This window comes from Microvirga sesbaniae (genome assembly GCF_025460805.1).
GTDB classification, from domain to species: domain Bacteria; phylum Pseudomonadota; class Alphaproteobacteria; order Rhizobiales; family Beijerinckiaceae; genus Microvirga; species Microvirga sesbaniae.
In genome coordinates, this window is the sequence record NZ_JAMXFJ010000002.1 from 465238 (window position 1) to 478448 (window position 13211).

Below are 13211 nucleotides of genomic sequence, written 5' to 3' on the forward strand. Positions count from 1 at the left end.
CTCGATCAGCGCCCCTTCCACTCCGGCTTGCGCTTCCCGATGAAGGCATCGATGCCCTCGGCGGCATCCTCCGCCATCATGTTGCAGGCCATGACATGGCCCGCATAGGCATAAGCCTCTTCCAGGCTCATGGAGCGCTGGCGGCCGAACATGGCCTTGCCGGTGCGGATCGCCACCGGACTTTTTGCGCAGATGTCCGCCGTGAGCGCGGCCACCGCCCGGTCGAGTTCCCCATCCGGCGCTACGCGGTTGACGAGACCGAAAGCCAGCGCCTCAGCGGATGAGATGAAGCGTCCCGTCACCAGCATGTCGAACGCCTGCTTGGGCGAGACATTGCGGGAGAGCGCCACGGCCGGGGTGGAGCAGAACAGCCCCACATTGATGCCGGATACGGCGAAGGTGGCACTGTCCGCCGCAACGGCCAGATCGCAGGACGCCACGAGCTGGCATCCCGCGGCGGTGGCCATGCCGTGAACCCGGGCGATCACCGGAACCGGCAGGCTCACGATGCCCTGCATGACCCGGCTGCATTGTGCGAACAGCCTTTCATAATAGTCCTGCCGTGGATTGGCCCGCATCTGCTTGAGATCGTGCCCGGCGCAGAACGCCCGGCCGGCGGCGGCGAGAACCACGCAGCGAACGGCGTCGTCCTCCTTGAGACCGGCGAGCGCTCGTTCGAGGGCCGACAGCATCTCCTCGGACAGGGCATTGAATTGGGCCGGGCGGTTGAGGGTGAGCGTCGCCACCCCGTCGCGATCCTCGCGAAGCAGAACCTTGTCCTCGGCAAGAGCGTTCTGGGCATCCATGGGCCTGTCCTCCGGACGGCTTCTTCCTCGTTGTTCGCAGGATCCAACCCGAATAAGCTCGATCTGGCAATACGGCCCTTGAGAAACGTCGCCCCAGGGGTCCGACAGAAGAGGTGTTTCTCGTGAACAAGCCGCCGATCAGCCGCTTTCCCGTGCCGGAGATCTCCGACCTGTCGGAGGACATCCGCACGCGCATTCTCGCGGTTCAGGAGAAGTCGGGCTTCGTGCCGAACGTGTTCCTGGTGCTGGCCCATCGCCCGGACGAGTTCCGCGCGTTCTTCGCCTACCACGACGCCCTCATGGAGAAGCCCGGCGGTCTCACAAAGGCCGAACGCGAGATGATCGTGGTGGCGACGAGCAATGCCAACCAGTGCCAGTATTGCGTCGTCGCCCACGGAGCGATCCTGCGGGTCCGGGCCAAGAACCCTCTGATCGCCGACCAGATTGCGATCAACTACCGCAAGGCCGACATCACGCCCCGGCAGAAGGCGATGCTCGATTTCGCCATGAAGGTGGCTCTCGAGGCCTATTCCGTCGGCGATGCGGACATCGCGTCGTTGAACGCCCACGGCTTCACGGAGGACGACGTCTGGGACATCGCGGCGATTGCGGCGTTCTTCGCCATGTCGAACCGTCTCGCCAACGTCACCAGCATGCGGCCGAACGACGAGTTCTATGCGCTCGGCCGAGGCTTGGCTTCCTAGAGCTGTTTCCACTGGCGTGGAATCACCTCTCTTCTTTGCTGTACCGCATTTTTGACGGCGAACCGGATCCACTTCGCCGAAAAATGCACTAGGCCAGGAGCACCTTGCCCGGGTTGAGGCGGTTGTCGGGGTCGAGGGCGTGCTTGAGCCTGCGGGCGAGCTCCATCTCGGAGGGCGCGCGGTAGCGCGCCAGCTCGCCCACTCGGTATTGCCCGATCCCGTGCTCCGCCGAGATGCTGCCGCCGAAAGCCGCGACCACGTCGTGCACGATGCGGTTCACCACGGAAGCGTCATGGTCCGCATCCACGAGCACGTTGTAGTGGATATTGCCGTCGCCCAGGTGACCGAACGCGTTCACCCGAGCGCCCGGGGCTCCGGCGGCCAGCGCCTCGCCGGCCTCCGCGAGAAAGCGCGGAACCTCGGTCAAGGGCACCGAGACATCGTGCTTGACGCTCTTGCCTTCCCGGGCCTCGGATTCCGTCACATGCTCGCGCAGGGCCCAGAGCTGGGCCGCCTGGGCGCCGGACTCGGCAATGACGCCATCGAGAGCGAGCCCCCGCTCGAAGGCCGAGCCCAGCATCGCCTCCGCCGCCTCCCGCAAGCCCGAGAGGCTGGAGGCCGCCTCGATCAGCACGAACCACTCGCCTTCGGCAATGGGGGCCCTCAGGCCGGCATGCTTGGCGACGAGCTGCATGGACGTTGCGGAGATCAGCTCGAAGGCCGAGACCTGATCGCCGAGTTCGTCCTGGGCGAGCTCGAGCAGCCGGAGGGCTGCTGCCGGGTCGCGCACCGAGAGCAAGGCGGTCACCGAGTGCTTGGGCCGCGGCAGAAGCCGCAGGACGGCGGCCGTGACGATCCCGAGGGTGCCCTCGCTGCCGATGAAGAGCTGCTTCCAGTCGTAGCCCGCATTGTCCTTGCGCAGCTTCCGCAGGCCGTTGATGACGGTTCCGTCCGACAGGACCACTTCGAGACCGAGCACCAGGCTCCGGGTCATGCCGTAGCGCAGGACGTTCACGCCGCCCGCATTGGCCGCCACCACGCCGCCGATGGTGGCGGAGCCTTCCGCCGCAAGGCTGATCGGCAGCAGGCGCCCGGCCGCGGCCGCGGCATCCTGGGCCACCTTGAGGATGCAGCCGGATTCGGCCTCGATGGTCAGGCCGACAGGGTCGACGCTGCGGATGGCCGCCATGCGGTTGAAGGACAGGACGACCTGGGTGCCGGACGCATCCGGCACCGCGCCGCCGGCCAGCCCCGTATTGCCGCCCTGCGGGACCACGGCCGCACCGGCCTCGCGGCAGATCCGCACGACCTGGGCAACCTGATCGGTCGAGGCCGGGCGGACGACGCAAGCCGGCCGCCCCGGGAAGAGCCTGCGCCAGTCGACCGCGTAAGGCTCGAGATCGGGCCCTTCGGCGATGACGGCCGAAGGGCCGAGAAGGCTCGTCAAGCGCTGCGGCAGATCCATCGGCTGGGTCATCGGACAATCCCTCACGGTTTCGACCATCGCTCCTGACCGATCAGCAGGCGATCGTCAACGCGGCATCCGCGAGGGACTCGTCAGCAAGGACGCGCAGCAAAGTTTCAGTCAGCGCTTGCCCGAGCCCGGCTCGGCCATCTTGCGGTGCTGTTCGGCGAGCATGCCGGCCGGCGTCACGTTGGCCAGGATGGTGGTGAACTTGTTCTTCCATCCGCTGACCACGTCGCCCTCGCCGTTCAGCATGGCGTCGAACCCGACCTTCGCCACGAAGGCGGGGTCGTCCTTCTTGTCCTGGCCGACCTTGGTATCCTCCATGCCGGCCCGCTCGAAGAATTCGGTCTCGGTAGCGCCGGGCATGAGGCAGGTCACCGTGATGTTGGTGTCCTTCAGCTCGTTCCGGAGCGCAAAGGAGAACGAGTCGATGAAGGCCTTCGTGCCGTTGTAGACGGCCTGGAACGTGCCCGGCATGAATCCTGCGATCGAGCCGGTGATGAGGATCCGCCCCTCGTTCCTGGCGCGCATGTCCCGGCCGACCTTCTGAATCAGATACAGCGTGCCGGTGATGTTGGTGTCGATCACATGACGGGCATCCCGAAAATCCTGATCGAGGAAAGCATGGCCGAGTCCGTGTCCGGCATTGGCCAGGAGCGCTGCGACGGACCTGCCTTTGGCCGCCGCATAGAGCTTGTCGACCCCCTCGAGGGTGGCAAGATCGGTCTCGACCGCCTCGACATCGGCTCCGAGCGTCCGGAATTCCTCGGCTGCCTCGTGGATCGCCGCCTGATCGGCGGCGATCAGCAGATCGTAGCCGTTCTGGGCGCAGAGTTTCGCGAGTTCATAGCCGATGCCGGAAGAGGCCCCGGTCACGATGGCAAGAGGCTTTGCAGTGTCAGACATGGTATGCTCCCAACGGGCAATCGGGGTGAGCCGGCGATGGGTGAAGGGGAAGGCGAAACCGGCATGTGGTGCTTGAACTCGTGAAGCGCGCTTCAGTTCAATATTCGTCCGGCAGGCAGCGGCGCCGTGCCCGCTCAGTCCAGTCGAAGACCAGTGTCGCGCCGGTCCCGAACAGTTGCTTTCGCCCTGGGGGCAAGATACCTTCACCATAACGACATAAGAAAGCTCAGGCCCCGACGGGTCTGCAGCCGGGAGAAGCGCTCTTGAGTCCGCAAGAATCGGCGACGTCCGGCGTCGCGGTGAGTGGTAGCGCATACGGACGCGGCATGGCCCGTAACGTGGCGGGAACTGGCGCCACGAACATGACGATGCATTCTGTCTCGACTGCCGGCCTGGTCCGACGCAGGGGATGCGGCCGATGACTCTCGCTCTCGAAGACGTTTCTAAGAAGGTCGGGGCAGCGGTTCATGTGGACAATGTCCGCCTGACCCTGGAGCGCGGATCCCTCAACGTCCTGCTCGGAGCCACCCTGGCCGGCAAGACGTCGCTCATGCGCCTCATGGCCGGTCTCGATGCGCCGACGAGCGGCCGGATTCTCGTCGACGGGCAGGACGTGACCGGCTGGCCCGTCCAGCGTCGCAGCGTGGCCATGGTGTACCAGCAGTTCATCAACTACCCCTCGCTCAATGTTTACGAAAACATCGCCTCGCCCCTGCGCGTGTCCGGGTTGCCGAAGACCGAGATCGACGCCCGTGTTCGCGATGCCGCCAGACTCCTGAAGCTCGACCCTTATCTCGACCGCAAGCCCTTGAACCTCTCCGGCGGCCAGCAGCAGCGCACCGCGATTGCCCGGGCCCTCGTCAAGGGGGCGGATCTCGTCCTGCTCGACGAGCCGCTGGCCAACCTCGACTACAAGCTCAGGGAAGAACTGCGCGAGGAGCTGCCGCGGGTCTTCGCGGCCTCGGGGGCGATTTTCGTCTATGCCACGACGGAGCCGTCCGAAGCCCTTCTCCTCGGCGGCAACACGGCGACCCTGTTCGAAGGGCGGGTCACCCAGTTCGGCCCGACGCCGCAGGTCTATCGACGCCCCCACGATCTGACCACCGCCCGGGTCTTCTCCGACCCGCCGCTCAACACCCTGAAAGTCCGCAGAACCGGTGGCAGCGCGACCCTCAGCACCGGCGGAGAGATCCGGGCCAGCGGCCCTCTCGCGATGGTTCCGGACGGGGATTATACGATCGGCTTTCGGGCCCATCACCTCGGCCTGGAGCCCGCCGGGACGGACGAGATCACGATTCCGGCCGTGGTGTCCGTGTCCGAGATCACCGGTTCGGAAAGCTACGTCCATCTCGATGCCCGGGAGCACCGGCTCATCGCGCTGGTCCCAGGCGTGCGGCGGCTGGAGCCGAAATCGGCCGTCACGGCCTATATCGATCCGAAACATCTGTTCCTGTTCGATGCGGAGGGCCGTCTCGCCGCTGCCGATTCCGCTCAGAAGGCGGCGTGAGGAGAGACGGATGGCCCGCATCACCCTCGATCATCTCGCCCATGCCTACAAGGCCGATCCCCGGACGCCGGACGATTACGCGCTCAAAGAGATCAACCATGTGTGGAGCCAGGGCGGCGCCTACGCGCTGCTGGGCCCCTCGGGCTGCGGCAAGACCACCCTGCTCAACATCATTTCCGGCCTGGTGCGCCCTACGCGCGGGCGCGTCCTCTTCGACGACCTCGATGTGACGGATCTCCCGACGGAAGCGCGCAACATCGCCCAGGTGTTCCAGTTCCCCGTGGTCTACGACACGATGAGCGTGCGGGAGAACCTGGCCTTTCCGCTCAAGAACCGGCGCGTGCCGCGCGACAGGACAGCGCAACGGGTGGAGGAGATCGCACGGCTTCTCGACCTCACCCGCGTGCTCGACCGCAAGGCCAGCAACCTCACGGCGGATATGAAGCAGAAGATTTCCCTCGGGCGCGGCCTGGTCCGCCCCGACGTGGCGGCGATCCTGTTCGACGAGCCGCTCACCGTGATCGATCCGCACCTGAAATGGCAGCTGCGCTCCACCTTGAAGGAGATTCACCGCGCCCTCGACATCACGATGATCTACGTCACGCACGATCAGACCGAGGCGCTCACCTTCGCCGACAAGGTCGTGGTCATGCACGACGGCGCGGTGGTGCAGACCGGGACGCCCGACGAGCTGTTCGAGCGTCCGGCGCACACTTTCGTGGGCCATTTTATCGGGTCGCCGGGCATGAACATCCTGCCCTGCAGGGTCGAAGGCGCCACCGCCGTCATCGGCGATCAGACCATCGACCTGCAGCGGATCTACCGCGTTCCCTCGGGCGGAGAGCGGATCGAGCTCGGGATCCGGCCTGAATTCGTGCGGCTCCAGCAGAAAGGATCGGGGCTGCCGGTCCAAGTCCGACGCATCGACGATATCGGCCGCGCCCGCATCGCCCGGGTCGAGATGAGCGGACGGCCCCTGGCCGCCAGCGTTCCCGAAGGTCTTTCCATCGAAGGGAGCGAGGCTGCGCTCGCGCTCGATCCACGCCACATCCACATCTATGCCGACGGGCATCTCGTCTCGGGCGAGCCGATCGGAGGACACAGGGCATGACGAAGACCGTCAACAACAGGGCTTGGCTCTTCGTTCTGCCAGTTTTCGCCATCGTGGCCTTCTCCGCCGTCCTGCCGCTCATGACCGTGGTGAACTACTCGGTCCAGGACACCTTCGGCAACAACCAGTTCTTCTGGAACGGGATCGGTTGGTTCCAGGAACTGCTCGATCCGTCGACGGAGCTCGGTGGACGATTCTTCGACGCCTTGTGGCGGACGCTCCTCTTCTCGGCGATCATCCTCATGATCGAGGTCCCGCTCGGCATCGCGGTGGCGCTCTCCATGCCGAGGGAAGGCTGGCCGGTGGCCCTCTGCCTCGTTCTCATGGCCCTGCCGCTTCTGATCCCGTGGAACGTGGTCGGCACGATCTGGCAGGTCTTCGCCCGGAGCGACATCGGCCTGCTCGGCTGGATCGTCAATCACCTGGGCATCGACTACAATTATACGAACGACTCCCTCGATGCCTGGGTCACCCTCGTGGTCATGGACGTGTGGCATTGGACGAGCCTCGTCGCTCTTCTCTGCTATGCCGGGCTGAAATCGATCCCGGACGCTTATTATCAGGCGGCCCGGATCGACGGCGCCTCGCGCTGGGCGATCTTCCGCACGATCCAGCTGCCCAAGATGCGGCGGGTGCTGCTGATCGCGGTGCTGCTGCGCTTCATGGATTCGTTCATGATCTACACGGAGCCCTTCGTGATCACCGGCGGCGGTCCGGGCAATGCCACCACGTTCCTGTCCATCGATCTGGTGAAGCTGGCGCTCGGCCAGTTCGATCTCGGCAAGGCGGCCGCCATGTCGCTGGTCTACAACCTGATCATCCTGGCCATCTGCTGGCTCTTCTACACCGTCATGACCAACGTGGACGCCGAACGCGAGAGGGTCGAAGCATGACCGGAACCATGGCCGTCGGCGCCTCCGAGACGAAACCGATTGCAGCACCCATGGCGGCCAACCGCGCCCTGTCCGGTCCGCGCGTCAGCGGCCGTGTCGTGGTGATGACCCTCTATCTCCTGTTCCTGATGCTGCCGATCTACTGGCTTCTCAACATGAGTCTGAAGACGAACATGGAGATCACGTCCGGTCTCACGCTCTGGCCGCGGGAGATCACCTTCGACAACTACGTCAAGATCTTCACCGACGCGAGCTGGTACTCGGGGTACATCAATTCGCTGACCTACGTGGTGATCAACACGGTGCTGTCGATCTCCTTCGCGCTTCCGGCGGCCTACGCCTTCTCGCGCTACAGGTTCCTCGGCGACAAGCACCTGTTCTTCTGGCTTCTGACCAACCGCATGGCGCCGCCGGCGGTCTTCGCCCTGCCGTTCTTCAACCTTTACTCGGCCATCGGCCTCTTCGACACGCCCTGGGCGGTCGCACTGGCCCATTGCCTGTTCAACGTGCCCCTGGCCGTGTGGATCCTGGAGGGGTTCATGTCCGGCGTGCCGCGCGAGATCGACGAGACGGCCGCCATCGACGGGTACTCCTTTCCCAGGTTCTTCCTGAAGATCTTCATGCCCTTGATCGCCTCCGGCATCGGGGTCGCGGCCTTCTTCTGCTTCATGTTCTCATGGGTCGAGCTGCTGCTGGCCCGCACGCTCACATCGGTCAACGCCAAGCCCATCGCCGCCACCATGACGCGGACCATTTCGGCCGCCGGCATGGACTGGGGGCTGCTCGCCGCCGCCGGCGTGCTCACCATCGTGCCAGGCGCCCTCGTGATCTGGTTCGTCCGCAACTACATCGCCAAGGGCTTCGCCCTGGGCCGGGTCTGAGGAGTCTTTCATGCCCGATCTCGCCTGGATGGCCTGGACATGGCAGACCGGCCTTTTCTTCGCGGCCATCGCAAGCCTTCTGCTCGTCATGACCGCGCTGGCGATCTACCGTCCGGAGACGGAACGTGTCGGCGTCCTGCGCATCCCGACGACCCGGGGCGACCGCCTCTTCATCTCGCTCCTTGGTGCGGCCTTCATCCACCTCGCCTGGCTGGGCTTCGTCGGCCCGGACCTGTGGTGGGCCTCCGGCCTTTCCCTGCTCTACGCAGCCGCCGTGTTTCGCTACGTCTAGAAGGGAACGGCTCAAGAATGTCCTCCGGTTTGCCCGGACCGGAGGGAACAAGACCAGCGCACAAGCCGGCCAGGGCATTCACTGGGAGGAACGAATGAAAGTCACTCAATCTCACCGGCACCTGAAACTGTTCATCTCGACGAGCGTGCTGGCCATGGCGCTCGGCACGAGCGCCGCCCTCGCGGGAATGGAAGAAGCCCGCCGCTGGATCGACAACGAATTCCAGCCATCGACTCTCTCCAAGGACGAGCAGTTGAAGGAGATGGAATGGTTCGTGAACGCGGCCAAGCCCTTCGTCGGTCAGGAAATCAACGTGGTGTCCGAGACCATCACCACGCATGAATACGAGGCCAGGACCCTGGCCAAAGCCTTCTCCGAGATCACCGGCATCAAGCTCACCCACGACCTGATCCAGGAAGGCGACGTGGTGGAGAAAATCCAGACGCAGATGCAGTCGGGCCGCAACATCTACGACGCGTGGGTCAACGATTCCGACCTCATCGGAACCCATTTCCGCTACAAGCAGGCCATCCCGCTCGACGACTGGATGGCGGGCGAAGGCAAGGACGTCACTTCACCGACACTCGACATCAACGACTTCATCGGCAAGTCGTTTACAACAGCGCCGGACGGCAAGATGTATCAGTTGCCGGATCAGCAATTCGCCAACGTGTACTGGTTCCGCTACGATTGGTTCCAGCGTCCGGAGTTCAAGGAGAAGTTCAAAGCCAAATACGGCTACGATCTCGGCGTCCCGGTGAACTGGTCGGCCTACGAGGATATCGCCGAGTTCTTCACCAACGACGTGAAGGAGGTCGACGGCGTCAAGGTCTACGGCCACATGGATTACGGCCGCAAGGATCCTTCGCTCGGCTGGCGCTTCACCGACGCCTGGCTCTCCATGGCCGGCAACGGCGACAAGGGGATCCCGAACGGTCTGCCGGTCGACGAGTGGGGCATCCGCATGGAAGGCTGCCGTCCGGTCGGCTCATCGGTCGAGCGCGGCGGCGACACCAACGGCGCGGCGGCCGTCTACTCGATCACGAAATATCTCGACTGGATGAAGAAATATGCTCCGCCGCAGGCGCAGGGCATGAACTTCTCCGAATCGGGACCGGTTCCGGCACAGGGCAACATCGCCCAGCAGATCTTCTGGTACACGGCCTTCACCGCCGACATGGTGAAGCCCGGACTTCCTGTCGTGAACGCGGACGGCACGCCGAAATGGCGCATGGCGCCCTCGCCGCACGGCTCGTACTGGAAGGACGGCATGAAGCTCGGCTACCAGGATGCAGGCTCCTGGACGCTCCTGAAGTCCACGCCGGTCGACCGCCGCAAGGCGGCTTGGCTCTATGCGCAGTTCGTCACCTCGAAGACGGTCTCGCTGAAGAAGAGCCATGTGGGCCTCACCTTCATCCGCGAGAGCGACATCTGGGATAAGAGCTTCACCGAGCGGGCGCCGAAGCTCGGCGGGTTGGTCGAGTTCTACCGCTCGCCGGCGCGCGTGCAATGGACCCCGACCGGGAACAACGTGCCGGATTATCCGAAGCTCGCACAGCTCTGGTGGCAAAACATCGGCGATGCGGCCTCGGGCGCGAAGACCCCGCAGCAGGCCATGGATTCTCTGGCGGCAGCACAGGACGAAGTACTCGGACGTCTCGAGCGCGCCAATGTCCAGGGTGAGTGCGGTCCCAAGCTGAACCCGAAGACCTCGGCCGAGGATTGGATCAAGAAGGCCGCCGCTGCCGGCACGATCGCGCCGCAGCCCAAGCTCGCCAACGAAAAGCCGAAGGGCGAAACGGTCGATTACGACACGCTCATCAAGAGCTGGCCCGCGTCGCCGCCGAAGCGCAGCTGACGAAGGCCGGCCCCGCCTCTAAGGCGGGGCCTCTTCTTTCGCGGCCACCGGCGCACCTAGCCTCCCGGTCAGTATCGAAGACTGCCGATTGCCGGCAGGATCGTCGCGACGATGACCGAGGAGGCTTGTCATGCCAGATCCCGCCGGCTTTTCGCTTGGAACGTTTTCGGATCGTACCGCCGACCTGCTCGATGGTATCGCTCCCCGGCTCGTGACGATCCATGGCCGCAGGCGAGGAACATCGACCGGCTTCATCTGGCGCCCCGGCCTCGTGATCACCGCGGATGAGGCGCTGGAAGCCGACGAGGATATCCAGGTCACGCGACCGGATGGAAGCCGGGTCTCCGCGAGCCTTGTCGGACGGGACCCGAGCACGGACATCGCCCTTCTCCGGGTCGAGGAGCAGCCTCTGGCCGACATGGCGCTCGATCCGACCGACCGGCTGCGGCCAGGTCATCTCATTTTCGCCGCCGGGCGCCAGGCGGACGGTCTGAGCGCCGCCATGGGGATCGTGGCCCTCGCGGGCGGTCCCTGGCGAAGCCTGCGCGGCGGGCATATCGACCGCAGGATCCATCTGGATCTCAGGCTCGACCTTCAATCGGAAGGCGGCGTCGCCCTGGACACGGGCGGGCGGATCCTGGGCATGACCGTGCTGGGCCCCCGTGGGCGCGTTCTCGTCATCCCGTCGGAAACCATCGGGCGGGTGGCCCCGCAGCTTCTCGAGAAGGGCCATGTGGCCCGCGGCTATCTCGGCCTCGGGCTCCAGCCGGTCCGCCTCGACCAGGCGGCCGCCGATGTGGCCGGGCTCGCGCAGCCCCGCGGCCTGATCGTGATCAGCGTGGATCAGGACGGCCCTGGACAGAAGGCGGGAATCCGCCAGGGCGACATCCTCACACGGTGGAACGCCGACCCCGTGCCGTCCGTCCGCGACATCTACCGGCTTCTCGGCCCTGAAAGCGTAGGCCGGTCGGTCGACCTGGGAATCGTGAGGGCGGGTGAACATATGACCCTTGCCATCGAGGTCAGGGAGCGTCCGAAGCCTTGATAGGCGCCGGCGCCGATGGGGTGAGACTTTGCGCAAGGTGGCTCTTCACATCGACGATGCGGCCCTCCTCGACCGCATCGCCACGATCCTGGCGGACGACGCCGACATCGACACCCTGCCCCACGCGGGGCCCGACGTGGTGATCACCGATCGTTGGCCCTCGCCTGGACCGATTCCGGCGATCGTCCTGAGCGACGCACCGCAGGGATCCGCGGCGATCAGGGCCGGCGTGGGCGGAATTCTCCCGCGGGATGTCACCGCCCCGGATCTCCGGCTCGCCATGGAGGCGGTCAGCCGCGGCTTCGTCATCATGCCGCGCGGCGCCGCCGGAAGCGGGCAGGATCCAGCTCCGCCGGTCCCGACCGATCCGCCGCGGGACGATCTGCTCACGGCGCGGGAGCTCGAAGTCCTGCGCCTCCTGGCGGAAGGCGCCTCGAACAAGCTGATCGCCCGCAGGCTCGGGATCTCGTTCCACACCGCGAAGTTCCACGTCGCCTCGATCGCCGCGAAGCTCGATGCGACGGGACGGACGGATGCCGTCGCGCAGGCCGTCCGTCTGGGCCTCATCCTCCTGTGAGGATTGATCCTGTCATCCTTGGCGATCTGCTCAGGCTCTTGGTTCCCGCGCCGCGCATCACCACATGATGTGAAATAGCGTTATCCCTGGAGGGCCCCATGCTCGATCGCACTCCAACCTTTCTCCTTCATCCCCAGAGTTCAGCTTCAGCCTCGTCATCGACCTCCGATGACCGGAACGATGCGGTGCTGCTTGACTCCTACTCCCATGCCGTCACCGGCGTCGTGGACCGCATCGGTCCCGCGGTCGTGCGGGTCGAGCCGCAGGTCTCGGGCCGAACGGCCGGGATGGGGTCCGGCGTCTTCATCTCGCCCGACGGGCTTCTGCTCACCAACAGCCACGTCATGCAGGGCGCCCGGGAGGCGCAGCTCACCGGTTCGGACGGACGCACCATCGCGGCGCGGGTCATCGGCGATGATCCGGACACGGATCTGGCCCTGCTGCGCGCCGACGCCGACCGGCCGCCCTTCGCCACCCTGGGCGACTCCAAGCGCCTGAAGCGCGGCCAGATCGCGATCGCCATCGGCAATCCGCTCGGATTCGAGTCGACCGTGACGGCCGGGGTCGTCTCGGCTCTCGGACGAAGCCTGAGGGCCAAGTCCGGGCGCCTCATCGACGACGTGATCCAGACGGATGCCGCCCTGAACCCGGGCAATTCCGGCGGGCCGCTGGTCGCGAGCACCGGCGAGGTGATCGGCATCAACACCGCCGTCATCATGGGTGCGCAGGGCATCTGCTTTGCCGTCGCGAGCAACACGGCAAGCTTCGTCGTGTCGGAGCTGATCCGCCACGGGCGTGTCCGGCGAGCCTCGATCGGCATCGCCGGACAGACGGTGCCGGTCCCACGGCGCGTCAGCTATGCGGCCGGGCTGGCGGGAACGTTCGGCGTCGTGATCGCGGCCGTGGAACCGGGCAGCCCTGCGGAGAAGGCGCATCTCGAACAGGGAGACGTGATCCTCTCCCTGGACGGGGAGCCGGTCGGCGGCGTCGACGATCTCGTGCGCCTGCTGAACGGCGAGCGGATCGGGCGCGTCGTCGAGCTCGTCCTTCTCAAGAAGGGCGAAATGCACACCGTGACGATCACGCCGGTGGAACGCAGGACCAAAGCCGCTCGTCCGGAGTGACCCCGATCAGGGGTCTCGAGCGGAGACCGACTGCCTAAA

Annotated in this window: 13 protein-coding genes; 10 read left to right on the top strand and 3 right to left on the bottom strand. The window is 65.5% G+C overall.

Translation table 11 applies throughout. The features are described from left to right. Positions 1-5: 5 nt before the first annotated feature. Positions 6-806: an enoyl-CoA hydratase gene (locus tag OCW50_RS04785; RefSeq protein ID WP_262296623.1), complete on the bottom strand. Its 801-nt coding sequence runs from the start codon at positions 804-806 to the stop codon at positions 6-8. Between the two features lie 122 nt (positions 807-928). On the opposite strand from OCW50_RS04785, the gene OCW50_RS04790 reads away from it, so the two are divergent. After that, positions 929-1510, top strand: coding sequence for a peroxidase-related enzyme (locus tag OCW50_RS04790; protein WP_262296624.1), 582 nt, complete (start codon positions 929-931; stop codon positions 1508-1510). Positions 1511-1598: 88 nt separating this feature from the next. On the opposite strand, the gene OCW50_RS04795 is transcribed toward OCW50_RS04790, so the two are convergent. Both OCW50_RS04795 and OCW50_RS04800 read right to left on the bottom strand, forming a co-directional pair. After that, a complete protein-coding gene (locus OCW50_RS04795) occupies positions 1599-2987 on the bottom strand; it encodes an FAD-binding oxidoreductase (protein ID WP_262296625.1) in 1389 nt (462 codons plus the stop codon). A 108-nt stretch (positions 2988-3095) separates the two neighbouring features. After that, positions 3096-3884, bottom strand: coding sequence for an SDR family NAD(P)-dependent oxidoreductase (locus tag OCW50_RS04800; RefSeq protein ID WP_262296626.1), 789 nt, complete (start codon positions 3882-3884; stop codon positions 3096-3098). 418 nt (positions 3885-4302) lie between these two features. Here OCW50_RS04800 and OCW50_RS04805 point away from each other — a divergent pair, with 418 nt between their 5' ends. The 9 genes from OCW50_RS04805 (at position 4303) to OCW50_RS04845 (ending at position 13172) form a co-directional block, all read left to right on the top strand. Further along, positions 4303-5391 carry an ABC transporter ATP-binding protein gene (locus OCW50_RS04805; protein ID WP_262296627.1) on the top strand — a complete coding sequence of 363 codons (1089 nt, stop codon included), beginning with the start codon at positions 4303-4305 and terminating at the stop codon, positions 5389-5391. A gap of 10 nt (positions 5392-5401) precedes the next feature. Continuing rightward, entirely contained in the window at positions 5402-6502 is a 1101-nt protein-coding gene (locus OCW50_RS04810; RefSeq protein ID WP_262268121.1) for an ABC transporter ATP-binding protein, read from the top strand. Then, on the top strand, positions 6499-7395 hold the full coding sequence (locus OCW50_RS04815) for a carbohydrate ABC transporter permease (RefSeq protein WP_262268120.1): 897 nt from the start codon (positions 6499-6501) through the stop codon (positions 7393-7395). The genes OCW50_RS04810 and OCW50_RS04815 overlap by 4 nt, the downstream gene beginning before the upstream one ends. Before the next feature lie 50 nt (positions 7396-7445). Then, a complete protein-coding gene (locus OCW50_RS04820; RefSeq protein WP_262296703.1) occupies positions 7446-8276 on the top strand; it encodes a carbohydrate ABC transporter permease in 831 nt (276 codons plus the stop codon). A 10-nt stretch (positions 8277-8286) separates the two neighbouring features. After that, positions 8287-8568: a DUF2160 domain-containing protein gene (locus OCW50_RS04825; protein ID WP_262268119.1), complete on the top strand. Its 282-nt coding sequence runs from the start codon at positions 8287-8289 to the stop codon at positions 8566-8568. Between the two features lie 154 nt (positions 8569-8722). After that, entirely contained in the window at positions 8723-10426 is a 1704-nt protein-coding gene (locus OCW50_RS04830; protein WP_262296704.1) for an ABC transporter substrate-binding protein, read from the top strand. 130 nt (positions 10427-10556) lie between these two features. Beyond that, the gene (locus OCW50_RS04835; protein ID WP_262296628.1) at positions 10557-11471 is read left to right on the top strand and encodes a S1C family serine protease; all 915 of its coding nucleotides are present in this window, start codon (positions 10557-10559) and stop codon (positions 11469-11471) included. A gap of 37 nt (positions 11472-11508) precedes the next feature. Then, the gene (locus OCW50_RS33325) at positions 11509-12048 is read left to right on the top strand and encodes a LuxR C-terminal-related transcriptional regulator (protein ID WP_373371306.1); all 540 of its coding nucleotides are present in this window, start codon (positions 11509-11511) and stop codon (positions 12046-12048) included. Positions 12049-12146: 98 nt separating this feature from the next. Next, positions 12147-13172: a S1C family serine protease gene (locus OCW50_RS04845; protein WP_262296629.1), complete on the top strand. Its 1026-nt coding sequence runs from the start codon at positions 12147-12149 to the stop codon at positions 13170-13172. Positions 13173-13211: the final 39 nt, after the last annotated feature.

What these genes read in the sequence shown, in the direction of transcription:
- OCW50_RS04805 (WP_262296627.1), top strand. Translation starts at nt 4,303, where the DNA reads ATGACTCTCGCTCTCGAAGACGTTTCTAAGAAGGTCGGGGCAGCGGTT.
- OCW50_RS04845 (WP_262296629.1), top strand. Translation starts at nt 12,147, where the DNA reads ATGCTCGATCGCACTCCAACCTTTCTCCTTCATCCCCAGAGTTCAGCT.
- OCW50_RS04795 (WP_262296625.1), bottom strand. Translation starts at nt 2,987, where the DNA reads ATGACCCAGCCGATGGATCTGCCGCAGCGCTTGACGAGCCTTCTCGGC.
- OCW50_RS04825 (WP_262268119.1), top strand. Translation starts at nt 8,287, where the DNA reads ATGCCCGATCTCGCCTGGATGGCCTGGACATGGCAGACCGGCCTTTTC.
- OCW50_RS04820 (WP_262296703.1), top strand. Translation starts at nt 7,446, where the DNA reads ATGGCGGCCAACCGCGCCCTGTCCGGTCCGCGCGTCAGCGGCCGTGTC.
- OCW50_RS04835 (WP_262296628.1), top strand. Translation starts at nt 10,557, where the DNA reads ATGCCAGATCCCGCCGGCTTTTCGCTTGGAACGTTTTCGGATCGTACC.
- OCW50_RS04785 (WP_262296623.1), bottom strand. Translation starts at nt 806, where the DNA reads ATGGATGCCCAGAACGCTCTTGCCGAGGACAAGGTTCTGCTTCGCGAG.
- OCW50_RS04830 (WP_262296704.1), top strand. Translation starts at nt 8,723, where the DNA reads ATGGCGCTCGGCACGAGCGCCGCCCTCGCGGGAATGGAAGAAGCCCGC.
- OCW50_RS04810 (WP_262268121.1), top strand. Translation starts at nt 5,402, where the DNA reads ATGGCCCGCATCACCCTCGATCATCTCGCCCATGCCTACAAGGCCGAT.
- OCW50_RS04815 (WP_262268120.1), top strand. Translation starts at nt 6,499, where the DNA reads ATGACGAAGACCGTCAACAACAGGGCTTGGCTCTTCGTTCTGCCAGTT.
- OCW50_RS04800 (WP_262296626.1), bottom strand. Translation starts at nt 3,884, where the DNA reads ATGTCTGACACTGCAAAGCCTCTTGCCATCGTGACCGGGGCCTCTTCC.